18 protein-coding genes are annotated in these 22,289 nt (G+C 59.5%); 8 read left to right on the top strand and 10 right to left on the bottom strand.

From position 1 onward, the window contains the following. The first annotated feature begins 55 nt into the window (after positions 1 to 55). A complete protein-coding gene (locus tag AD669_RS04605; RefSeq protein ID WP_053117259.1) occupies positions 56 to 2,485 on the top strand; it encodes a TonB-dependent receptor in 2,430 nt (809 codons plus the stop codon). 216 nt (positions 2,486 to 2,701) lie between these two features. Here AD669_RS04605 and AD669_RS04610 read toward each other — a convergent pair whose 3' ends face one another. Further along, the gene (locus tag AD669_RS04610; RefSeq protein WP_053117261.1) at positions 2,702 to 3,577 is read right to left on the bottom strand and encodes an AraC family transcriptional regulator; all 876 of its coding nucleotides are present in this window, start codon (positions 3,575 to 3,577) and stop codon (positions 2,702 to 2,704) included. 139 nt (positions 3,578 to 3,716) lie between these two features. Here AD669_RS04610 and AD669_RS04615 point away from each other — a divergent pair, with 139 nt between their 5' ends. Next, a complete protein-coding gene (locus AD669_RS04615; protein WP_053117263.1) occupies positions 3,717 to 4,619 on the top strand; it encodes a DMT family transporter in 903 nt (300 codons plus the stop codon). Positions 4,620 to 4,638: 19 nt separating this feature from the next. Here the strand turns inward: AD669_RS04615 and AD669_RS04620 are convergent, their stop codons facing one another. The 4 genes from AD669_RS04620 to AD669_RS04635 all read right to left on the bottom strand — a co-directional run bounded on the left by AD669_RS04620 (position 4,639) and on the right by AD669_RS04635 (position 8,609). Then, positions 4,639 to 5,145 carry a DUF2165 domain-containing protein gene (locus tag AD669_RS04620; RefSeq protein ID WP_053117265.1) on the bottom strand — a complete coding sequence of 169 codons (507 nt, stop codon included), beginning with the start codon at positions 5,143 to 5,145 and terminating at the stop codon, positions 4,639 to 4,641. Positions 5,146 to 5,291: 146 nt separating this feature from the next. Next, positions 5,292 to 6,266, bottom strand: coding sequence for a D-glycerate dehydrogenase (locus AD669_RS04625; RefSeq protein ID WP_053117267.1), 975 nt, complete (start codon positions 6,264 to 6,266; stop codon positions 5,292 to 5,294). A gap of 619 nt (positions 6,267 to 6,885) precedes the next feature. Then, positions 6,886 to 7,260 (bottom strand): DUF6124 family protein, encoded by a 375-nt coding sequence (locus tag AD669_RS04630; protein WP_053117269.1) that lies wholly within the window; start codon positions 7,258 to 7,260, stop codon positions 6,886 to 6,888. A gap of 380 nt (positions 7,261 to 7,640) precedes the next feature. Further along, a complete protein-coding gene (locus AD669_RS04635; protein WP_008088899.1) occupies positions 7,641 to 8,609 on the bottom strand; it encodes a LysR family transcriptional regulator in 969 nt (322 codons plus the stop codon). A gap of 275 nt (positions 8,610 to 8,884) precedes the next feature. Here AD669_RS04635 and AD669_RS04640 point away from each other — a divergent pair, with 275 nt between their 5' ends. The 4 genes from AD669_RS04640 to AD669_RS04655 all read left to right on the top strand — a co-directional run bounded on the left by AD669_RS04640 (position 8,885) and on the right by AD669_RS04655 (position 13,876). Further along, a complete protein-coding gene (locus AD669_RS04640) occupies positions 8,885 to 10,384 on the top strand; it encodes an efflux transporter outer membrane subunit (protein WP_053117271.1) in 1,500 nt (499 codons plus the stop codon). Between the two features lie 238 nt (positions 10,385 to 10,622). Continuing rightward, a complete protein-coding gene (locus AD669_RS04645) occupies positions 10,623 to 12,815 on the top strand; it encodes an FUSC family protein (RefSeq protein WP_053117273.1) in 2,193 nt (730 codons plus the stop codon). Further along, complete coding sequence (locus tag AD669_RS04650) at positions 12,805 to 13,005, top strand: DUF1656 domain-containing protein (protein WP_007914106.1); 201 nt, start codon at positions 12,805 to 12,807, stop codon at positions 13,003 to 13,005. The genes AD669_RS04645 and AD669_RS04650 overlap by 11 nt, the downstream gene beginning before the upstream one ends. Positions 13,006 to 13,015: 10 nt before the next feature. Further along, entirely contained in the window at positions 13,016 to 13,876 is an 861-nt protein-coding gene (locus AD669_RS04655) for an HlyD family secretion protein (RefSeq protein WP_053117274.1), read from the top strand. A gap of 52 nt (positions 13,877 to 13,928) precedes the next feature. On the opposite strand, the gene AD669_RS04660 is transcribed toward AD669_RS04655, so the two are convergent. The 3 genes from AD669_RS04660 to AD669_RS04670 all read right to left on the bottom strand — a co-directional run bounded on the left by AD669_RS04660 (position 13,929) and on the right by AD669_RS04670 (position 17,158). Continuing rightward, a complete protein-coding gene (locus AD669_RS04660) occupies positions 13,929 to 15,221 on the bottom strand; it encodes a delta-60 repeat domain-containing protein (protein ID WP_053117276.1) in 1,293 nt (430 codons plus the stop codon). Positions 15,222 to 15,392: 171 nt separating this feature from the next. Further along, positions 15,393 to 15,791 (bottom strand): DUF4440 domain-containing protein, encoded by a 399-nt coding sequence (locus tag AD669_RS04665; RefSeq protein ID WP_053117278.1) that lies wholly within the window; start codon positions 15,789 to 15,791, stop codon positions 15,393 to 15,395. Then, positions 15,788 to 17,158, bottom strand: coding sequence for an MFS transporter (locus AD669_RS04670; RefSeq protein WP_053117280.1), 1,371 nt, complete (start codon positions 17,156 to 17,158; stop codon positions 15,788 to 15,790). The genes AD669_RS04665 and AD669_RS04670 overlap by 4 nt, the downstream gene beginning before the upstream one ends. Positions 17,159 to 17,267: 109 nt before the next feature. Here AD669_RS04670 and AD669_RS04675 point away from each other — a divergent pair, with 109 nt between their 5' ends. After that, on the top strand, positions 17,268 to 18,149 hold the full coding sequence (locus AD669_RS04675) for a LysR family transcriptional regulator (RefSeq protein ID WP_053117282.1): 882 nt from the start codon (positions 17,268 to 17,270) through the stop codon (positions 18,147 to 18,149). 95 nt (positions 18,150 to 18,244) lie between these two features. Here AD669_RS04675 and AD669_RS04680 read toward each other — a convergent pair whose 3' ends face one another. Next, on the bottom strand, positions 18,245 to 19,069 hold the full coding sequence (locus tag AD669_RS04680; RefSeq protein ID WP_053117284.1) for an SDR family oxidoreductase: 825 nt from the start codon (positions 19,067 to 19,069) through the stop codon (positions 18,245 to 18,247). 36 nt (positions 19,070 to 19,105) lie between these two features. Next, on the bottom strand, positions 19,106 to 19,570 hold the full coding sequence (locus tag AD669_RS04685) for a hypothetical protein (protein ID WP_053117285.1): 465 nt from the start codon (positions 19,568 to 19,570) through the stop codon (positions 19,106 to 19,108). Positions 19,571 to 19,740: 170 nt separating this feature from the next. Between AD669_RS04685 and AD669_RS04690 the strand changes: the two genes are divergently transcribed. After that, positions 19,741 to 22,215: an RHS repeat domain-containing protein gene (locus AD669_RS04690; RefSeq protein ID WP_053117287.1), complete on the top strand. Its 2,475-nt coding sequence runs from the start codon at positions 19,741 to 19,743 to the stop codon at positions 22,213 to 22,215. Positions 22,216 to 22,289 lie beyond the last annotated feature (74 nt).

Raw genomic sequence — 22,289 nt, forward strand, 5'->3', positions numbered from 1 at the left:
TGACTGAAACTGCGAGTCATTCGCATCCGTTGCGGTTCTACACAGGTCATGAGTCATGAAGTCCAGGGCAAAATCGGGTTCGGTCAAACAGTGGTTAGGCGCGTCGGCGTTGAGCTTTTCGGCATTGGCGCTGTTGCCGATGAGCGTGGCGCGCGCCGCTGAAACCGTCAGCAGCCAGCCGCAAAAGCTATTCACTTTCAGCCTGGCCGCCAAACCGCTGCCGCAAGCCTTGAGCGATTTCAGCCGCGTCACCGGGCAGAGCGTGGTCTACACCGACGAAGCGCCGTACGGCCTCACCGCCCCGGCGGTCAACGGCCAGATGAGCGCGGAACAGGCCCTGCAAAAGTTGCTCGCGGGTTCCGGTCTGAGCTTCCGCCGCACCGACAGCCACACCCTGGCACTGGAGCCGCAACCCACCGCAGGCGCGTTGAACCTCGGCGCCACCACCATCACTTCGATGCGCGACGATTCGTTGAGTTATCAGCCGCTGGAAACCAGTTCGGTGATGCGCTCGTCGGCCTCGCTGCAAGAAGTCCCGCAGACCGTCAACGTCATCCCGGCGCAGGTTATCCGCGATCAGGCGCCGCGCAATCTCGACGACGCACTGGCCAACGTCAGCGGCATCACCCAAGGCAACACCTTGGGCAGCACGCAGGACTCGGTGATGACCCGCGGCTTCGGCGACAACCGCAACGGCTCGATCATGCGCGACGGCATGCCAATCGTGCAGGGCCGAGGCATGAACGCCACGGTCGATCGCGTCGAAGTGCTCAAAGGCCCGGCGTCGTTGCTCTACGGGATTCAAGACCCCGGCGGCGTGGTCAACATGGTCAGCAAGAAGCCGGAACTGACGCCGTACAACGCGCTGACCCTGAGCGGCTCGACCTACGGCGACGGCAAGAATGGGAGCGGCGGCACTTTCGACAGCACCGGTGCGCTGGGCGATTCCGGGCTGGCCTATCGCATGGTGCTCGATCACGAAGACGAAGATTACTGGCGCAATTTCGGCACGCTCCGCCAAACCCTGATCGCACCGTCGCTGGCCTGGTTCGGCGAAAGCACCAAGCTGTTGTTCGCCTACGAGCATCGCGAATTTCTCACGCCGTTCGACCGTGGCACGCTGATCGATCCACGCACCAATCATCCACTGGATATCTCGCGCAACGAGCGCCTCGACGAGCCGTTCAACAACATGGAAGGGCGTTCGGATCTCTATCACTTCGAAGCCGACCACGAACTCAACGACGACTGGAAAGCCCATTTCGGCTACAGCTGGAACCGCGAAACCTACGACGCCAGCCAAGTACGCGTCACCGCCATCGACAGCAAAAAGGGCACGCTGACCCGCAGCATGGACGGCACACAAAACGCGATCAGCACCGACCGTTTCACCACCGCCAGCCTCGAAGGCAAAGTCAATGTGCTGGGCATGCAGCATGACCTGGTGTTCGGCGTCGATGACGAGTACCGCAAGATCTACCGCGCCGACCTGATCCGTCAGAAAAGCCTGAGCACCTTCAGCTACGTCAATCCGGTGTATGGCCGTGAAGTCGAAGGCACCACGGTCAGTGCCGCCGACAGTGCGCAGACCGATGAACTGCGCAGCGATTCGATCTTTATGCAGGACTCTATTCACCTCACCGATCAATGGATTCTGGTCGCCGGCGGGCGCTTCCAGGAGTACGACCAGTACGCCGGCAAAGGCGTGCCGTTCAAGGCCAACACCGACAGTAACGGGCAGAAATGGGTGCCGCGCGCGGGGCTGGTGTATCGCTACACCGACGCTTTGTCGTTCTACGGCAGCTACACCGAATCGTTCAAACCCAACTCGACCATCGCCCCGCTGAGCGGCAGCAGCACCGTGCTCGACGGCAGCATCGCGCCGGAAGAAGCCAAGTCGTGGGAGCTGGGCGCGCGCCTCGATCTGCCAGGACAAGTCACCGGCAACATTGCGTTGTTCGACATCAAAAAGCGCAACGTTTTGGTCGCCAATGCTGAAGGCCCAACGACGATTTACAGCGCCGCTGGCGAAGTGCGTTCGCGCGGTCTGGAACTGGATTTGAGCGGTCAGTTGAGCGAGCGCTGGAGCATGATCGGCAGCTACGCCTACACCGATGCCGAAGTCACGGAAGACCCGGACTACAAAGGCAAGCGCCTGCAAAACGTGGCGAAGAATAGCGGCTCATTGTCGGCGGTGTATGACTTCGGCAGCGTGATCGGTGGCGATCAATTGCGCGTCGGTGCCGGGGCGCGGTATGTCGGTGAGCGGGCGGGTAACGCGGTGAATGATTTTGATCTGCCGAGCTATACCGTGGCGGATGCGTTTGCGACTTACGACACCCAGGTTGAAGGGCAGATGGTCAAGTTTCAGCTGAATGTGAAGAACCTGTTTGATCGCACTTACTACACGTCGGCGGCGAGCCGGTTCTTTGTGTCGATGGGGGATTCGCGGCAGGTTTCGTTGTCCAGCACGTTGGAGTTTTAAGTCAAGATCTAGAGCCCCTCACCCTAACCCTCTCCCGGAGGGAGAGGGGACTGATTGGGGAATATTGGAGAACTTCGCCGACGTGATCGATCTTTACCGAATCCACAATCGACTCGGTTATACAGGTCGATGTACAACGCCGGACACCTCGGTCGGCTCCCTCTCCCTCTGGGCGGTCCGACGTTTCGGGAGGGCTGAGGTGAGGGGAACCAGGCCTCAACGCAAAAACGCCTGCCGATACTCCCCCGGCGTTCCGCCCAACACCTGCTTGAATCGATTGGTAAAGTGGCTCGCACTGGCAAACCCGCAAGCCAGGGCAATCTCCCCCAATGGCAACGCCGTACCGCGCAATAACGCCCGCGCCCGATCCAGACGTCGCGCCAGCACGTATTGATGCGGCGGCAAGCCAAAGCTCACCCGGAACATCCGCGCAAAGTGATATTCCGACAATGCACATAATCCGGCCAACTGCCCAAGGCTGATCGGCTCGGCCAACTGGCTGTCGATGAACTCCACCAATTGCCGACGCTGATGCGGTGCCAGCCCACCCTTCAAACGCAAACCCTGACGCGCGCCAACCTGGCTGAGCAAAGTGTGGCTGATCAATTCGTGAGCAATGCTACTGGTCAGCAAGCGCTCGGCAGGCTCGTCCCAGTTCAACGTCAGCAGTCGCCGAAAGCGCTGTGCCTGTTGCGGATCTTCAAGAAAAGTCTGCTCGCGCAATTGCATCTCACGCGGCTCACGATCAAGCAAAGTAACGCAACCAAGGGCAAATTGTTCAGCGCTGAAATACAGGTGCGCCAAACGAATATCACCGTTGATCACCCAGCCCGATTCGTGATCGGCGGGCAGGATGCACAGCTTGTCCGGCCCGCCTTTTTGCCCCGGCTGGCCGCGACGGAAAGTGCCGGTGCCGCCAGCGATGTAGCAGGACAGCGTGTGATGGCTCGGCGCTTCGTATTCCTGCGCGTCGTGGTGGTTGGTCCACAAAGCTGCAGACAAGCCGTCACCGAGCTCGGCGCTGTGCACAAGGCGTGCGTTCGGCGAGCGGTTGAGGGCTTGAAAGACTTGCAGGTTATCGATTGCGGCCATGATCGGTTCTCTCCAACGCCTTGCATCCTACTCCGTAGGCTTCGCGCTGCCAGCCCACTGCCGGACAAAAGCGCAAGAATCTGCAAGCGCCGAAGGCAAGCCTCGGCAGACACTCAAGGCCTATTGAGGAGTAAGCGCCATGAACCTGTCGTTGTATTTGCTGACCGTGCTGATCTGGGGCACCACCTGGATTGCCTTGAAATGGCAGTTGGGGGTGGTGGCGATTCCGGTGTCGATTGTTTATCGATTTGGCCTCGCGGCGCTGGTGCTGTTTGTGTTGTTGCTGCTCAGCCGTCGGTTGCAACCGATGAACCGTCGCGGTCATTTGATTTGCGTGGCGCAGGGCTTGTGCCTGTTCTGTGTGAACTTCATGTGTTTTCTGACGGCGAGCCAGTGGATCCCCAGCGGTCTGGTGGCGGTGGTGTTTTCCACCGCAACTTTGTGGAATGCGTTGAATGCGCGGGTGTTCTTTGGGCAGCGCATCGCGCGCAATGTATTGATGGGCGGGGCGCTGGGGCTGTTCGGTCTGGGCATGTTGTTCTGGCCCGAACTGGCCGGGCATCAGGCCAGTCCGCAAACCTTGTTTGGACTCGGTTTGGCGTTGTGCGGCACCTTGTGTTTTTCGGCGGGCAACATGCTGTCGAGCCTGCAGCAGAAGGCGGGCCTCAAGCCGCTGACCACCAATGCCTGGGGCATGGCGTATGGCGCGGCGATGCTGTCGGTGTGGTGCCTGGTCAAAGGCATTCCGTTCGACATGGACTGGTCGCCGCGTTATGTCGGCGCGCTGCTCTACTTGGTCATCCCAGGCTCGGTGATCGGCTTTACCGCTTACCTGACGCTGGTCGGCCGCATGGGCCCGGAGCGCGCGGCGTATTGCACGGTGCTGTTCCCGGTGGTCGCGCTTAACGTTTCGGCGTTTGCCGAAGGTTATCAGTGGACGGCGCCGGCGCTGGTCGGGCTGGTGTTGGTGATGTTGGGTAACGTGTTGGTGTTTCGTAAACCGAAAACAGTCTTGGTTCCGCCGCACGGTAAGTTAGCTTGATATGAAAGAGCGCTGTTGATTAGCGCTCGACTTTCAAGGTGATGTAAATCATTACCGGGAAGATGAAGTCAACAATGTGCCGAGCCCAGTCTTTGGCGTTCCATTCTGTTGAAGTGTCCATGTCGAACCATTCCACGCCGACGGTTTGCAGGCACACGTAATAAATAAAGATGGCAACCAGAATGCCCATGATCGAAAACTTCTTGGCCTCATGGAACTCTTCCGCCGAGTCATTCACTTTTCGATACAAGTGATAGGTACCCATCAGGCATAGCACGGTATAGGTGACTTCCAGCGTAATGATGAGCCAGAAGATCCGGTGGTGCAGGTAAGGCGAATCGATCGACCGATACTTGATGTTTTCGTTGGCGGTAGTGTCCATGCTCAGGATGTGAGCAACGTATTCGTAGTTTGAGTTGTAGTCGAAAAAGTTATGAATAATCACCAGTACGCCAAAAAAACTGATGTAGGCCATCAAGATAACTTTGCTGTAGCGGATAAGTTTTTCGGTGCTCAAGTTGTTCAAGGTCTTCGCTCTCCATAGCGTCTTATCGTTCATTCGATAATGCCGAGAGCTTATAACGCTGAAGTGTGAATAGGGCTGTTGTTGAATTTCAAGTTGTGTAGTCAAGTTGTGGCGGGCAAGTGCAAGTTTTGCACTTGCCCGTTTTTTTATCCGCGCCAGACTTGTGGGTTGACCAGATCCTGCGGGCGTTCGCCGAGCAGGGCGCTGCGCAGGTTGGCGAGGGCACGGTTGGCCATGGCTTCGCGGGTTTCGTTGGTTGCGGAGCCAATGTGCGGCAGGGTCACGGCGTTTTTCAGCTGGAACAGTGGCGATTCGGCCAGCGGTTCTTTTTCGTAGACGTCTAGACCGGCGCCGCGAATGCGGTTGTTTTGCAGAGCTTCGATCAGCGCGGGTTCGTCGACCACCGGGCCACGGGAGATGTTGACGAGGATGGCGCTTGGTTTCATCAGAGCCAGTTCGCGGTGGCTGATGAGGTGGCGGGTTTTGTCGCTGAGTGGCACGACCAGGCAGACGAAGTCGGCTTCGGCCAGCAGTTGGTCGAGGCTGCGAAATTGGGCGCCGAGTTGTTGTTCGAGTTCGGTCTTGCGGCTGTTGCCGCTGTAGATGATCGGCATGTTGAAGCCGAGGTGGCCACGGCGGGCGATGGCGGCGCCGATGTTGCCCATGCCGACGATGCCGAGGGTTTTGCCGTGTACGTCGCTGCCGAACAGCGGGGCGCCGACGCTGGCTTGCCATTGGCCGGCCTTGGTCCAGGCGTCGAGTTCGGCGACGCGGCGGGCGCTGCTCATGATCAGTGCGAAGGCGAGGTCGGCGGTGCTTTCGGTGAGGACGTCGGGGGTGTTGGTGAGCATGATGCCGCGTTGGTTGAAGTAGTCGAGGTCGTAGTTGTCGTAGCCGACGGAGACGCTGGAGACGACTTCGAGTTTGGTCGCGGTTTCGAGTTGGGCCTGGCCGAGTTTGCGGCCGACGCCGATGAGACCGTGGGCGTGGGGCAGGGCTTCGTTGAATTGGGCGTTGATGTCGCCGGTTTTTGGGTTGGGGACGATGACGTCGAACTCTTGTTGCAGGCGTTCGATCATTGGCGGGGTGATGCGGCTGAAGGCCAGGACAGTCTTTTTCATCGTTGTTGGCTCTTGTTCGGGCTTGATACCAAGCACGCTAACATTTCTGGCTTGGGGTTGTCTTGGCGGCCTTTGGGCCGACCATGTTCTTGGGGTTTTGGGTGTATATCCGTTTTTTTGGTGATGGCGGATTGAGGTTTCGCCCTTACGGCGAGTCACCTTTTCCAAACGCCGAAAAGGTAACCGAAAAGGCTTTGCTCCTGCGTTCGGCCCGCTCGCTGGGGCTCGGGGTTCCTTCGCTGCGGGATTGATCCGGGCGCAGCGCCTCCGGTTTGCTTCGCTGCACCTCCTCTCGCTGTGTTTGGCTGCGCCAAACGGTCGCTGCGCTCCCACCCCCGGATCAATCCCTCCACTCAGCCTTCCGACGTCGCTCGTGGATCAAGATCAAAAGCGGTACTCGAGCTTGCGCTCATTGTTTTGAGTGGTTAAGGGCGGTGCGTTGTTCGGCTGTTGTTGTGTTGGGGCTGCCCCTCACCCCAGCCCTCTCCCGAGGGAGAGGGGGCCGGTTTTGGGCTTTTCAGAATGTGAGTTCGGCTCGGTATTGCACGTCGGCGTGTCTATCCCAAACACCTCGGTCAGTCCCCTCTCCCTCCGGGAGAGGGTTAGGGTGAGGGGCTTTTCAGTTGTGGGTTGGGGGTTGGGATATTTCGTGGTTATCCAGCGCCCGATTCACGGCCAGTTCGGCGAGCATGATGATTTGCTGGATCGCCAGAATCGTTCTTCGCTGCGGGAGTTCGATGTAGGCGGCGATGTCGCTGGTCATGAGGCTGGCTTGGGCCAGGGATTCGCAGGCGTGTACCAGCAGGCTTTCGTTGTCTTGATCCGGGGCGACCTGGAACATGGTGCTGGGTTTGTGGAAGCGCAGGGTGAGTGCGTTGGGTTTGAGGTAGTGGTCGAGGGCGCGTTCGGCGGCTTCGTGGAATCTTTTTGAACCGGGGAATTCGTAGGGGGTGGTGTCGTCGAGTTCGGGGGGATTCGGTGTTGGTTTGATCATGGTGAAGCTCCATTCGGGAAGTGGAGTTCGCCAAGCACTGCGACCAAGCAATAGGGTGGCGAACCGTACGCGGGTTGGTCGACCAGGGAATGGAAACCCGGCAGAGCCGAAGCTCTCCCACGCACGGCTCGCCATTAAGCAAGCTTGAAAAGTGCGCCATTCTAAACCCGAGCGACCAAGCCCGGTCGCTGATTCGTCAGCGACACCCAAAGCCTATCCACCTCACTTCCGACAGACAACCGACGCGACCTGTCGGAAACATCCGCGAAATTCCCGTTCTGTAGGAGCTGCCGTAGGCTGCGATCTTTTGATTTTTAAACGGCAAGATCAAAAGATCGCAGCCTGCGGCAGCTCCTACAGGGGCGTGGTGTGTTTAAAGGTCAGTTGGCGACTCGGGCGCCGGCGAGGGTGCCGCTGAGTTCGTAGGCGGCCAGTTCGGCTTGGTGCGCGGCGAGGATTTCTGGCAACGACCCGCGCAGGTATTCGACCCACGTTTTGATCTTCGCATCCAGATATTGCCGCGACGGGTAGATCGCATACAGGTTCAATTCCTGCGAGCGGTAGTTCGGCATCACCCGCACCAGCGTGCCGTTGCGCAAGCCTTCAATTGCCGCATACACCGGCAGCACACCCAAGCCCATGCCGCTGATGATCGCGGTTTTCATCGCGTCGGCGGAGTTCACCAGAAACGGTGAGCTGTTGATGGTGACCACTTCCTGGCCTTCCGGGCCGTCGAACGCCCATTTTTCCAAGGGGATCACCGGGCTGACCAGGCGCAGGCAGGCGTGGTTGAGCAGGTCGCTGGGTTTTTGCGCGGCGCCGTTGGCTTTCACGTAGGCCGGCGAGGCGCAGACGATGCTGTAGGTGATGCCCAGTCGCTGCGAAACAAAACCGGAATCTGGCAGTTCGCTGGCGAGCACGATGGACACGTCGTAGCCCTCATCGAGCAAGTCCGGCACGCGGTTGGCCAGGGTCAGGTCGAAGGTCACGTCGGGGTGGGTTTTGCGGTAGCGGGCGATCGCGTCGATGACGAAGTGCTGGCCGATGCCGGTCATGGTGTGCACTTTCAACTGCCCCGCCGGGCGCGCGTGGGCGTCGCTGGCTTCGGCTTCGGCCTCTTCGACGTAGGCGAGGATCTGTTCGCAGCGCAGCAGGTAGCGCTTGCCCGCTTCGGTCAAGGCGATGCGGCGGGTGGTGCGGTTGAGCAAGCGGGTTTGCAGATGGGCTTCCAGGTTGGAGACCGCGCGCGAGACGTTGGCGGTGGTGGTGTCGAGTTGCACGGCGGCGGCGGTGAAGCTGCCGGCTTCGGCGACGCAACTGAAGGCGCGCATGTTTTGCAAAGTGTCCATGGGGTGCTCTCAAGGGAGATGGCAAATTGTGACACGAAGTTTCGGGGGCTGAGACCCCCGACCAAGGGATTATCTCGTTAACCGTAACAAAGATTCACAGAAATCCCAGCTTATCGCCGCACAGGGCCTTCCATAGAATTGCGCCGATCCCTGTAGGAGCTGCCGAAGGCTGCGATCTTTTGATTTTGATTTAAGGGAATCAAGGTCAAAAGATCGCAGCCTGCGGCAGCTCCTACAGAAGAAGTATCGATCCCCTCTCTCAGGAATTCGCAGCTGTGCCGCGTCGCATCAACAGAGCGCTTTTGCCGCTCAGTGTTCTGGCTTTTACCCTGGGTCTCAGCGGCTGCATCTCAACTGACGGAATTGCCCCGCAGGGCAAGGTGTTGGAGGCCAATTCACTGGTCACCGACGACGCCATCGCCCACGCTGCCCGTGACGCCAACTGGCCCACCGCGCAATGGTGGCAAGCCTACGGCGACCCGCAACTGAATCGCTGGATCAACCTCGCCGTGCAAGGCAGCCCGAGCATGGCCATGGCCGCTGCGCGAGTGCGTCAGGCGAAAGCCATGGCCGGTGTCGCCGAAGCGGCCGAGTCGTTGCAGGTCAATGGCGAGTCGACGCTCAAACGCCACAATTGGCCGACCGATCAGTTCTACGGCCCCGGCGATCTGGCCAACACCACGACCTGGGATAACAACGCTGCGCTGGGTTTCAGCTACGCCCTCGACCTCTGGGGCCGCGAAAGCAATAGCAGCGAGCGCGCGGTGGATCTGGCGCACATGAGCGCGGCCGAAGCGCGACTGGCGCAGCTGGAATTGCAGAACAACATCGTCCGCGCCTACATCGAACTGTCGCTGCATTACGCCCAGCGCGACATCGTCGCGGCGACGCTTGCGCAGCAACAACAGATTCTCGATCTGGCGCAGAAGCGTTTGAACGGCGGGATCGGCACGCATTTCGAAGTCAGTCAGGCCGAAACGCCGTTGCCGGAAACCCATCGGCAAATTGATGCACTGGATGAAGAGATCGCCCTCAGTCGCAATCAACTTGCCGCGCTGGCGGGGAAAGGGCCGGGGGAGGGCGCGCAGTTGCAGCGCCCGACTTTGTCCCTTGGCGCTGAGTTGAAACTGCCGTCGGCGTTGCCGGCCGAATTGCTCGGTCAGCGGCCGGACGTAGTCGCCAGTCGCTGGCAAGTGGCGGCGCAGGCGCGTGGAATCGATGTGGCGCATGCCGGGTTTTATCCCAATGTCGATCTGGTCGGCAGCCTCGGTTACATGGCCACGGGTGGCGGCGCGCTGGAGTTTTTGACCGGCAAGAAACTCAACTACAACGTCGGCCCGGCGATCTCGCTGCCGATCTTTGACGGTGGGCGTTTGCGTGCCGAACTCGGTGAAGCCTCTGCCGGTTACGACATCGCCGTGGCGCATTACAACCAGACGCTGGTGAATGCGCTGAAGAACATTTCCGACCAGTTGATCCGCCGCGAATCGATGGACAAGCAGCAAGGTTTTGCCGCCGAGTCGGTGGCGACCGCGCAGAAAACGTACGACATCGCGATGATCGCTTATCAGCGTGGGCTCACCGATTACCTCAACGTGCTCAATGCGCAGACGTTGCTGTTCAAGCAACAGCAAGTGCAGCAGCAGGTGCAGGCGGCGCGTCTGAGTGCGCATGCCGAATTGGTGACTGCGTTGGGTGGTGGTCTTGGCGCCGGCAACGACGTACCGAGTGCTGAACAGACAGCGGCCCCGAAAACCCCGGCACTGCTGCGGTGAACCCAAAATCTCTGCTGGGAATATCCTCCTTTGGAGTTGACCCCAAACCCTGTGGCGAGGGGATTTATCCCCGTTCGGCGGCGCAGCCGTCGCAAAGCCAGTGCACGCGGTGTGACTGTGGGAATCGGGTCGCAGGTTTTGGGGCCGCTTCGCAGCCCAACGGGGATAAATCCCCTCGCCACAGGGGCTGTGTACGCCGTAGCAAACTCTTCAGTTCTCGAACATTGAGCAGAATTTAATGACTCCCTTGCCCGCACCGTTGCGCTGGCTCTACTCCCTGGAATGGCGCCGTGGATTTTTCGACTGGGCGCGCAGCGATGGCGTGACCTGGGTCTACATTTTCAAGGTGTTGCTCGCCGCGTTCCTCACGCTGTGGCTGGCCATGCGCCTGGAACTGCCGCAACCACGCACGGCGATGATCACCGTGTTCATCGTCATGCAGCCGCAGAGCGGCCAGGTGTTTGCCAAGAGTTTCTATCGCTTCCTCGGCACCCTCGCGGGGTCGGCAATGATGGTCACGCTGATCGCCTTGTTCGCGCAAAACACTGAATTGTTTCTCGGCTCATTGGCGATCTGGGTCGGCATCTGCTCGGCCGGCGCCGCGCGTTGCCGCAACTTCCGCGCCTACGGTTTTGTCCTTGCCGGTTACACCGCCGCGATGGTCGGTTTGCCCGCGCTGGCTCACCCGGACGGCGCGTTCATGGCCGCCGTATGGCGAGTGCTGGAGATCTCGCTGGGCATCCTTTGCGCGACCGTGATCAGCGCCGCGATCCTGCCGCAAACCGCCAGCGCCGCCATGCGCAACGCCTTGTATCAGCGCTTCGGCGTGTTCGCATTGTTCGTGACCGATGGCCTGCGCGGACGCAGCAAAGCCGAGTCTTTCGAGGCGAGCAACGTGCGCTTCATCGCCGAAGCCGTTGGCCTTGAAGGCTTGCGCAGTGTGACCGTATTCGAAGACCCGCACATGCGCCGACGCAACGGTCGCCTGAGCCGTTTGAACAGCGAATTCATGGGCATCACCACACGCTTCAACGCCCTCCATCAATTGCTCGAACGCCTGCGCGTCAACGGCGAAGAACACGTGGTCGCGGCGATCAGACCGGGCCTGCAGGATCTCGCCGAAGTGCTCGACGGCTTCAGCGGCCGCGCCCTGACCAGTCCCGATGCCGGCCGTTTGGCGACAGCGCTGGCGACCTACAAAGAAGGTTTGCCGACACGCGTGCGAACCTTGCGCGCGATCTTTCAAGACACCGATCCGAGCGAAGCCGAACAACTGGATTTCCACACCGCGTACGAACTGCTTTATCGCTTCGTCGACGACCTGCACAGTTATGCACAGACCCACGCGTCACTCGCCGATCACCGTCACGAACGCGAGCGCTGGGATGAACCGTTCACCCCGCAAACCAACTGGTGGGCCGCTGCGGCATCAGGCATACGCGCCTCGTTCATTCTGGTGGTGCTCGGCAGTTATTGGGTCGCCACCGCATGGCCAAGTGGCGCGACGATGACCCTGATCGCCGCCGCCACCGTGGGCCTTTCGGCTGCCACACCCAACCCGAAACGCATGGCTTTCCAGATGGCTTGCGGCACCTTCCTCGGTGCCCTGATCGGCTTCGTCGAGATGTTTTTCATCTTCCCGTGGATCGACGGTTTCCCATTACTCTGCGTGATGCTCGCGCCAGTGATCGTGCTCGGTTCGTTCCTCACATCTCGGCCGCAATACGCCGGTGTCGGCCTTGGTTTGCTGATCTTCTTCAGCACCGGTTCGGTGCCGGACAACCTGACGATTTACAACCCCTACACCTTCATCAACGACTACATCGCCATGGTCATGGGCATGCTGGTCTGTGCCGCTGCGGGGGCGATTATTCTGCCGCCGAACAGTCGCTGGCTGTGGAAGCGTCTGGAGCAGGATCTGCGCGGCCAAGTGGTTTACGCAATCAGCGGCAAACTAAAAGGCCTGGCCTCGAGTTTCGAGAGCCGTACCCGCGATTTGCTGCATCAGGCCTACGGTCTCGCCGCTGGTGAGCCGAAGGTGCAAAAGAACCTGCTGCGATGGATGTTCGTGGTGCTCGAAGTCGGCCACGCGATCATCGAGTTACGCAAGGAACAGGCGATTTTGCCGGTGCACCCGGCCTATGCCGAATCGCAGCCGTGGCGGCAAGCAATTCGCGTGATGGGTCGCGCGTTGGTGCGGCTGTTTCTGCAACCCAACTCCAGCAATCTTGAACGCGCACTGATCGCTGTCGATCACGCAATCAGCCGAGTCGCCGCGACCGATGAGCCGTTTGCGCCGCATTTCGATACCTCCGCATTGCGCCGGGTGAAGAGCTATCTGCACTTCATCCGCACCTCCTTGCTCGACCCGCAATCACCGCTCGCTGCCTACGCCGTCGCCAAGCCCGAAGGACTTGCCCATGCCTCGTGAAATCGCCTTCCACGGCGTGTACATGCCGACCATGACCCTGATGTTTTTCATCGCTGCGGCACTGGCCTGGGCGGTGGATCGGTTCCTGTCGGGGTTCGACCTGTACCGTTTTTTCTGGCACCCGGCGCTGCTGCGTCTGAGTCTGTTTACCTGTCTGTTCGGCGCCATGGCGCTGACTGTCTACCGTTGAGAACGTCCCCATGAAAAAGTTTTTCAGCCTGCTCGCGACCCTGCTGGTGCTGGCCCTGGCGCTGTGGATCGGCCGCACGTTGTGGGAGCACTACATGAACACGCCGTGGACCCGCGACGGCCGCGTGCGTGCCGACATCATCAACGTCGCCGCCGACGTCACCGGCGAAGTGATCGACGTGCCGGTGCGTGACAACCAACTGGTGAAGAAGGGCGATTTGCTCATGCAGATCGACCCCGAGCATTACCGCATCGCGGTCAAACAAGCACAATCGCTGGTCGCTTCGCGCAAGTCGACGTGGGAGATGCGCAAGGTCAACGCCCACCGCCGCGCCGACCTCGACAACCTGGTGATCTCCAAGGAAAACCGCGACGACGCCAGCAACATCGCTGACGCTGCACTCGCCGATTACCAACACGCGCAGGCGCAACTGGAAGCTGCCGAACTCAACCTCAAACGCACCGAAGTGCGCGCGGCGGTCGACGGTTACGTGACCAACCTCAACGTGCATCGCGGTGACTACGCGCGCATCGGCGAAGCGAAAATGGCCGTGGTCGACATGAACTCGTTCTGGGTTTACGGCTTCTTCGAAGAGACCAAACTGCCCCACGTTCGCGTTGGAGATAAAGCCGATATGCAATTGATGAGCGGCGAAGTGCTCAAGGGCCACGTGGAAAGTATTTCGCGCGGCATCTACGACCGCGACAACCCGGAAAGCCGCGAGCTGATCGCCGATGTGAATCCGACGTTTAACTGGGTGCGGTTGGCCCAGCGAGTGCCGGTGCGGATTCACATTGATGAGGTGCCGGAGGGGGTTCTGTTGGCGGCGGGGATTACCTGTACGGTGGTGGTAAGTCAGGGAGTGGAGTAATCCTCTGAGTTCCCCCACCTTTAGTAGGCGGGGGGGCAACGGTGCGACGGGTTCAGCTGAGGAAACATTTCATGACGCCGATGCCCTCAGGATTAACCCCGGTGATGTTGGCGCTGACAATGATTCGCCCGTCCTGACGGGAGACCAGTTGAACCGGCGCGCTTTTTATTGTGAAGTCCGCAGGGGTGTAGCCGGTGCTGTTGAAGGTGGTGTCCAGGCTCCCGTCCACATTGAAGCGGGCAAGTAATGGCCACCAAAAAGCAGCAGCAACCACAATTTTGTTATCGGGTTGTACCAGTGCACAGCTCCAATGATTTTCACGCTCGGCATCGAACTGGGTCAGCAGCGGTTTGCCCTGGTTGAACATGAGATGGGGGCTGCCATTGGGCGTCAGCGCAACCAGCAGGCCCAACTGGTGAGGAGCACCTCGGGTAAAGGCTTCGCCCGCAGCGATCAAGCTATGGTCGGCTCTTTCGATTACGGTATTGAACACTGAGCCGTGATCGGACAGATATACGAAATAAAAGCCTGACGAATCGCCAAAACTCTTGTCAACCTCGCCTTTGTTGTCCAGCCGTACCAGCGTCGCGACGTTGTGCGCAGGCTGGGTTCGGACATGGCCTGCAATGACCACATTGCCACCCTGAGAAAGGCAGCCATTGATGGCCGTCGCGGCATGGGGATCAGGTATTTTCAGTTCCCAGCGACCATTGCCATTGAACCCCGTGTCAGGTTCTCCATTTGATAGAAGACGAAAAACCACGCCCGTTGTCAGCTGCAACTCATTGTGGCGCAGTAAGTAGTTGGCGGTGACCAACAGCTTGCCATCTGGCTGAATCTGCAAGGTACAGGAGTTTGTCAGCAGTTCCTCGTACACGGGCGTTGCAATGACAACGCTGCCGTTGTTGCCAAAGGAGGGGTTGGGTTGACCGTGCTTATCGACGCACGTAATCGCCAGATCAGCCCAACCTGAAGGGCCTTCCGTCCAGCCTTGCATGTAGATAAGTCCAGGTTCGCTTTGCTGCACCACCAACTTGCCGCCGGAACACGCCGCCCCGGAATTGAAGCTTCCCAATAAAATGCCATTGTTGGCGAACGTCCGATCGAGAGTGCCGTCGCTGTCGGTGCGTCCAATGACATATTTGTACTGTTCTTCGTGATGCACGTAGGCACTGAAGATCGTCTTGCCTTTTAGATCACTACTGAGTCCCATGAACAGGGCTAGCACTTGGAATGCTGGATCGTCATCCAGTAATTTACTCAGGTAGGCAATGCTGTCTTCGTCGCCGAATGCTGGATCTGGCGTGCCGGGTGACCGGTTCGCCTTGGGATGTGAAAGCGTCATCAGTTGTCCGCCGTTGTCGATTGATGTGGTGTTTTCAAAGTGGGGTACAAGGCATTCACGACACCATTCATTCGATACTGCGCAGGAAACTGTGGGTGCTTGTTCTGAAAGACTACGGCTGATGTTCTCGATACGTCTACTGTCAGAAGTAACAGGTAGCGACCGACGGCTTCAGCCCTGGCAGAGCGTCTCCTGCAAGTGTCGCCAGATCACTCGCCCGGATGGGTGTTTTTCAAAAACCACCGTCGAGCGCCGATCTGTATACGACCCGCTTGCATCGGTTTGCTGCTCTCGGTAACTCACCGTCGCCCCGCGTTCGTGCAGCGCAATCGTGCGCAGTTCACTGAGCTCAATCCTGAACCCGGGTTTCTTCCCTCCAGCCATCCGAAACAACGCGCTCAAGGCCTCGAAATTCAACACCCGGCCCAACGGCGAAACCATGGAGAATTCGGCTGAAAACCTGTTCAGTAATCTCTCCAGCGCTGCGTCTTCTTCCTCCAAGGCAAACCATCGCTCGATGGCTTCGTGTGCCTGAATCACTTCATCAAAGTATTCGCTGTAGTCGGTCATATGGATTTTTCCTTGAGGGGAGTTTGAGTCAGCAGCGCGAGCACTGCCGTCGAATCGAACCGCAAAACACTGACCATCGGCAGCATCGTCAGCAACGCGGCAGCGAGGAAGCAGTAACGAAAACCCTCACCACCCAAAGCCCCCAACAAGGAGCTGAGCAACGCCGCGCCGAGGCAAAAACCAAGTTGACGATTGATATTCCATAGCGCACTGGAATGGCCCATTTTTTCTGGCGTGATGCCGACAAATGCCAAGGTCTGCGCAGTGACGCTGCACAGGCTGCCGCCGAGGCCCATCAGGCCGTAGGCGATGATCAGCGGCGTGCTGGCGGGTTGTTCGATGCGCATCAGCAAGACGATACCGAGGCATTGCAGGAGCATGCCAGCGCTCAACAGCGGCTTCGGCCCCAGGCGATTGAAACTGCGTTTGCCGAGCATGATCGACACGCCCGAACCCACTGCCCATGGCAGCATCAACGCCCCGATTTGCGCTGCGCCCAAGCCGAGGTTGTGCAGGTACAACACGGCGATCATGTGGGTGCCGGTGAACACGCCGGGCACGCACAGGTAGATCAGCATCGCCAGGCGCAGCGACGGATTCTTGATCAGTTGCAGGTCGAGAATGGCGTTGGGTTTACGCCAACCGTCACGCAGATAAATGCACAGGGTCAGGACGCTGAGCACGAGGACAAGGAGACCGAGGATGCGGGTGTCGGCTTCGCTCAGCATGCTGACGGCGATCAACAACAAACTCAGCGCAGTCGCCGCCAATAGCAAGCCGCGCGCATCCAGCGTCGGCCGTTCACTCGAAGGCTGATCGGCTTTCAGCCAGAACAGTCCAAGGCCAATAGCGAGCAGCGCCACCGGCAAATTGAGGTAGAAAATCCACCGCCACGACAACGCCTGAACAATCAATCCGCCCGCCGCCGGCGACAGTGCCGGCACCATCAACGCCACCAACAAAACCACCCCGGTAAAGTGCGCACGCTGCGACGGCGGAAACTGTCGATACGCCAACGCCTGACCGACCGGCAGCAACAACCCGCCACCGAGCCCTTGCAGCAGGCGCCAGCCAATCAAGCTTTCGATCGATGCCGCTTGCGCCACCAGCGCCGAGCCAATCCCGAACAGCAGCAGCGAGGCGAGAATCAGCCGTCGCTCGCCGACCCGTGCCGCCAGCCACACGCTTAGCGGAATGATCAGCGTCAGCCCGAGCATGTAGGCGTTGGTGATCCACGCCAGTTGCGTCACCGAGGCGTGCAATTGTTGGGCGATGTCGGGGTAGGCAATGCTGGCGACGAACATGTTCAGCAAGTCGAGGGCGAACCCCAACAGATACACCAGCGCGACTTTCGAGCGATAAGCCATGGCAGCTTCCCTGTGATGATACGTGCAGGGTAGGGCGCTTCTGGTGATAGGAAAACGCTGGTTTGGCTGCTAGTTTGTCAAAATTATTTTGACAAGGAGCGCAGTGGCCATGGTCAGTCTGGATCGATTCGACACCTTCAAAGCCGTGGTCGAGGCCGGTTCGTTGACCGCTGCCGCTGACACATTGGGCCAGACTCGCGCGGTGGTGAGCTTCAATCTCAAGCGGCTGGAAGAGGAATTGGGCGTGACCTTGCTCACGCGCAACACCCGGCAACTGGCGCTCACCGACGCCGGCGAACGCTTCTATCGACGCTGTTTGCGCACGCTGGATGAAGCGCGACTGGCCATTGAGGAAGCGCGTTCGGAACATTCACAGCTCAAGGGCACGTTGCGGATTACCACGACGGTGGAGTTCGCGCTGGCGCAAGTGGTGCCGGCGCTGGAGGTGTTTCGGCAGCAGCAACCGCAGTTGAATATTCACCTGTCGACGTCTTCGACGCATGCCGATCTGATCTCTGAACGGTTTGATATGGCGATCCGTTTGGGGCGCATGCACGACTCCAATCTGCGAGCGGTGCAGTTGTCGACATTCGAAGTGTTTGCGGTGGCGGCGCCGGGGTTGGTCGAGCGTTTTGCGCCGGTTGATATGCTGGCGGTGCTGGAGTCGATGCCGACATTGGGGCACGGGCGGGTGCCGGAGATGAGGGTGACTGATCCGCACGGTGCTGAACATTTCTACCAGCCGAAACCGGGAACCACTGCGATTGTTGCGGACAACTCGGCGACGCTCAGGGCCTTTGCGTTGACCGGGCAGGGTGTGGCGATTTTGCCGCAATGGTTGATTCAGAAAGACCTGGACGCCGGACGCTTGCAGCGCTTGTTGGCGGATTACCAGTTTGCTCAGCAAGGGGTGTATGCGTTGTATCCGGACACACGGCATTTGCCGCTGAAGGTGCGGGCGTTTATTGATTTCATGAAAACCTGGAACTAACGACTCCCTGTAGGAGCTGTCGAGTGAAACGAGGCTGCGATCTTTTTATCTTCAAATCAACATCAAAATCAACAGATCGCAGCGTGCCGCAGCTCCTACAGATCCCCACCCAACCCGAACCGCTTCATCAACACCGACTCCAGCAACGCCTTCGGCAACAACGCCGCCAACAGCGGCAACGCCCGGCTCCCATTACCAATGCGGATCAAGCGCGGCGGGTTGCTCTGCCGCACGGCCTTGAGCAAATCAGCGGCAAACTCAGCAGCCGGCGTCGGCTTGTCCTGCGAAGCCTTGGCCCGCGCCCGGATCCCTTCACGCAACGGAAACCACGGCGATTGTTCATTGATCAATTGCTCGGCCTCATGCCCGGCATTCTTGGCGAAGCTCGACTGAATCGCCCCCGGCTGCACTTCCATCACACGAATGCCGAACGGTGCCAACTCCATGCGCAATGCATCGGTCAATGCGTGCACCGCCGCTTTCGAGGCGCAGTAAGCACCGGCAAACGGCGTGACCAAAACCCCTGACACGCTGCCCATATTCACCACCAGTCCCTTGCCCCGCCGCAGCACCGGAAACAACGCGCGGGTAACGCCGACTATGGAAAACACATTGGTTTCGAACTGCCGTTGCATCGCCGGCACACCGCCGTCGAGCAACGGCCCCATCGCGCCATAACCGGCGTTGTTGATCAGCACATCGAGGCCGCCATGTTGCTGATTGATTCGCTCGCCGAGTTGCGCCAGCGCCGCGCCGTCGTTGACATCCAGTTGCACGGCGGTAAAACCGGCCGCATTCAATGCAGCGACATCGTCAGCCTTGCGCGCACTGGCCCAGACTTCGTAGCCCGCCGTTTTAAACGCATCGGCAAGCGCGCGGCCGATGCCGCTGGAACAACCGGTAATCAACGCAACGGGCATGGCGCATTCCTTGTGCAAAAAAGTTGGGAAGGGGGATCAGTCGGAGAAACTACCCTGCAAATGCTCGGCGCGGAACTCCAGTGTTTGCGGGCGATAACCGGGACGCAGTGGCGGCAATGGCAAACAGTCTTCCCATGTCGAACCGGCCTGCAATTCGCCGGGGCCACGGTAGCGCGGCGCGGTGTATTGGTTGTCGGCCAGGTTGACCGTGTCACCCGGCGCGTAGGCTGCAATGCGCCAGCGCAGTTCGGTCAGCGGCACGCTGTTGCCGTTGTTCATCTTCAGTTGCAGCGGGCGATCGGCCGGGCATTGCTCCGGCGCGTAGCTGATGCGCAACTCGAGGCGCGCCAGTTGCTTGATCTCGCGGTTGTCCAGCCACACCACCCACATCGCTACCAGACCGAGGCCGATAGCGGCTGCCACTGACACCGGCAAGGCTTTGGCCGGATAGCGCAGCAACAGGATCAGCCAGGTGATGACCAGCAAAATGCCGATGAACATGGGGGAGCGCTCCTTGAGTTCGTGAGCACCATCCTACCGAAGGGCCGGCGCAATGGATATTCGTAGAACAGTCGATTGCGCCGTTGGTCGGGACTGTAATTTCTGACAGTAGGCACGCGGCACTATGCCTGCTGTGATAACCGCACGCACCAAGGACGTGGTCGAAACCCATGGGCATCCACAGTCATACATCGATGCTTGAGGTGAATGATCCACGCGGACTGCAGATTCGCAACGTGGATTACTGGCGCGACGATGAAAACCGGCCTGCTGAAACGCGTATCCACCGTACGGCCCTCGACGTCGCCGGGCATGCCGTCAAACAATGGGATCCGCGACTGTGGGCGCTGCAAGCAACGGATCCGCTGACGCCGGCCAACCTGACTTCGGTGTATGCATTGAACGGTGAAGTGCTGCGTTCGGACAGCACCGATGCCGGTGTGCAAATCAAGCTGCGTGGTCTGGGCAATCATGTGTTGTCCACTTGGGACAGTCGTGGCACGCGGCACGAGGATGAGTACGATCAGCGTCTGCGCCCGACGGCGACGTTCGAAGAGGCGGTGGCCGAGCCCCGACGCTGTGTCGAGCGCTTGGTGTACGGCCGGCCGGGGGAGGGCGATGCGCAATGTAATCAGTTCGGCGAGCTGATCCAGCACTTCGATCCCGCTGGTTGCGTGCTGTTCACACAGTTCGCGATCAACGGTCAAAGCACTGAAAACACTCGCCACTTCACCCAGGATTCGGTTGCGCCGAACTGGCCACCCTTGCTGGATGATTGTCTGCGATTGCTCGAACCGGGGCCTGGTGCGACCACGCAATGGCGCTTTACCCCACAGGAGACGCTGCACGAACTCATTGATGCCAAGGGGCATCGACAAACGTTCGAGATGGCCGTGGATGGCCGTTTGCGTGGCGCTGCTTTGCAGTTGAAGCATCAATCCAGCGCGCAGCTGTTGGTCAGCGATATCCGCTACAACGCTGAAGGCCAGGTTGTATATGAAATGGCGGGCAACGGTGTCAGCACGACGTTGCTTTATCGGCCACAGGACGGTCGACTGCTCGAACGTCTGACCAAGAGCGCGGTTGGTGTGGTGTTGCAGCATTGGCTTTATCAGTACGACCCGATGGGCAATGTACTGAGCATTGAAGACAAGGCACTCCCCGTGCGCTATTTCGCCAACCAGCGCATCGAGCCGATCAGGCACTTTCGCTACGACAGTCTTTACCAGTTAATCGAAGCCACTGGCTGGGAGTCGCTCGTTACTCAGCGGGGCCCCGGCGCGAGCGGCCAGGCGGATCCGGCAGCGATCGGCAACTATCGGCAGACCTTCCGTTACGACGCCAGCGGTAATCTCCTGCAATTGAGCCATGTCGGCGGACAAGCTCAGGGTCATCAACTCAGCGCCGCTCGCTACAGCAATCGTTGCCTGTCCTGGCGCAACGGTACGGCCCCCACGGAAGCCGACATCGCTGCCGCGTTTGATAGCAACGGCAACTTGCTGGCGCTGGAGCCCGGGCGAAATCTGCACTGGAACCTGCGCAATCAGCTCAGTCGCGTCACGCCAATTACCCGCGAGAGTGGGCTCGATGATCGCGAATCTTACCTGTATGACGGCGCCGGTTTGCGCGTGCGCAAAATCACTGAATGGCAGACCCAGGCACTTACAGTGATTGCCGAGACGCGCTATCTGCCCGGGCTGGAACTGCGCAGCCACAGCGGTAACAACCAGCATTTGCAGGTGATCAGCGTGGCGATCGGACTCAACAGCGTGCGCGTTTTGCATCGTGACGGCGGACCGGATCGCTACCGCTATGGCTGCACCGATCACGTCGGTTCCATCGGTCTTGAACTGGATGGCGATGGGCAAATCATCAGCCGCGAAATGTTTTATGCCTTCGGTGCAACGGCGTGGCAGGACGGCGATGTCAGCGACAAAAGCCTCGGCTACTCAGGCAAGGAGGAGGATGCCACCGGCCTGCATTATTTTGGCTTCCGTTACTACGCCGCGTGGCTGCAACGCTGGGTCAGTCCCGATCCCGGCGAAGAGGTCGATGGGCCCAATCGCTACCGGGCCATGCGCAACAATCCACTGTTCTATCGCGATCAGGATGGATTGGTTTCATTGCCCACTCAGGCCTCAGGCAGTGCGGCATTGCGAATGCAGGAATCGTCTCGAGGTCTGCCACAAGTGTCATCAGAAACCCGAGAAAGGATTGCTCAGGGCGCACAGGTCATTGGCAAGACCTTGTCTTACGCCAAGCATCCGTTGATCGGCGCCGTGGGCAGTGTGCTGGAAACCGGCGGGCGCGTGCTCGAAGTCTACGATGCGCAAGCACAGATGCAGAGCCGCCAACGCAGCACCCAGCACATGTTGCCAACGAGTGTGCCGGTTGCCAGCAACACCTCATCACTGTTGAGCAAGTTACCGGAGATGGCCGCTTTCACCGGTTTTAACCATCAGATTGGCGAAACAGCCGCACAGTCCAGCGCAGCGCCGAGTGCACTCTCGATGCAGTTGTTCGCCGCCGGATTCGGTTCGGCGACGCCACCGAACATATCGATGGCGCTGATGGCCGAGGATCCTTTGAAGATGGGCAACAAACGTGGCAAACGCGCCACGGTTGCTGCGGCGCATCATGAATAGAGTGGCTGTCTGGAAATAAAAAAGCCCCCGCCCAACCCGCTGCGGATAGGGAACGCAACGGGCTGGACGAGGGC

Origin of the sequence: Pseudomonas sp. P1.31 (genome assembly GCF_001269815.1) — a bacterium.
In the GTDB taxonomy this organism is placed as follows: Bacteria; Pseudomonadota; Gammaproteobacteria; order Pseudomonadales; family Pseudomonadaceae; genus Aquipseudomonas; species Aquipseudomonas rustica.

What these genes read in the sequence shown, in the direction of transcription:
- AD669_RS04605 (WP_053117259.1), top strand. Translation starts at nt 56, where the DNA reads ATGAAGTCCAGGGCAAAATCGGGTTCGGTCAAACAGTGGTTAGGCGCG.
- AD669_RS04690 (WP_053117287.1), top strand. Translation starts at nt 19,741, where the DNA reads ATGGGCATCCACAGTCATACATCGATGCTTGAGGTGAATGATCCACGC.
- AD669_RS04615 (WP_053117263.1), top strand. Translation starts at nt 3,717, where the DNA reads ATGAACCTGTCGTTGTATTTGCTGACCGTGCTGATCTGGGGCACCACC.
- AD669_RS04645 (WP_053117273.1), top strand. Translation starts at nt 10,623, where the DNA reads ATGACTCCCTTGCCCGCACCGTTGCGCTGGCTCTACTCCCTGGAATGG.
- AD669_RS04680 (WP_053117284.1), bottom strand. Translation starts at nt 19,069, where the DNA reads ATGCCCGTTGCGTTGATTACCGGTTGTTCCAGCGGCATCGGCCGCGCG.
- AD669_RS04650 (WP_007914106.1), top strand. Translation starts at nt 12,805, where the DNA reads ATGCCTCGTGAAATCGCCTTCCACGGCGTGTACATGCCGACCATGACC.
- AD669_RS04625 (WP_053117267.1), bottom strand. Translation starts at nt 6,266, where the DNA reads ATGAAAAAGACTGTCCTGGCCTTCAGCCGCATCACCCCGCCAATGATC.
- AD669_RS04655 (WP_053117274.1), top strand. Translation starts at nt 13,016, where the DNA reads ATGAAAAAGTTTTTCAGCCTGCTCGCGACCCTGCTGGTGCTGGCCCTG.
- AD669_RS04670 (WP_053117280.1), bottom strand. Translation starts at nt 17,158, where the DNA reads ATGGCTTATCGCTCGAAAGTCGCGCTGGTGTATCTGTTGGGGTTCGCC.
- AD669_RS04660 (WP_053117276.1), bottom strand. Translation starts at nt 15,221, where the DNA reads ATGACGCTTTCACATCCCAAGGCGAACCGGTCACCCGGCACGCCAGAT.
- AD669_RS04610 (WP_053117261.1), bottom strand. Translation starts at nt 3,577, where the DNA reads ATGGCCGCAATCGATAACCTGCAAGTCTTTCAAGCCCTCAACCGCTCG.
- AD669_RS04635 (WP_008088899.1), bottom strand. Translation starts at nt 8,609, where the DNA reads ATGGACACTTTGCAAAACATGCGCGCCTTCAGTTGCGTCGCCGAAGCC.
- AD669_RS04665 (WP_053117278.1), bottom strand. Translation starts at nt 15,791, where the DNA reads ATGACCGACTACAGCGAATACTTTGATGAAGTGATTCAGGCACACGAA.
- AD669_RS04685 (WP_053117285.1), bottom strand. Translation starts at nt 19,570, where the DNA reads ATGTTCATCGGCATTTTGCTGGTCATCACCTGGCTGATCCTGTTGCTG.
- AD669_RS04675 (WP_053117282.1), top strand. Translation starts at nt 17,268, where the DNA reads ATGGTCAGTCTGGATCGATTCGACACCTTCAAAGCCGTGGTCGAGGCC.
- AD669_RS04630 (WP_053117269.1), bottom strand. Translation starts at nt 7,260, where the DNA reads ATGATCAAACCAACACCGAATCCCCCCGAACTCGACGACACCACCCCC.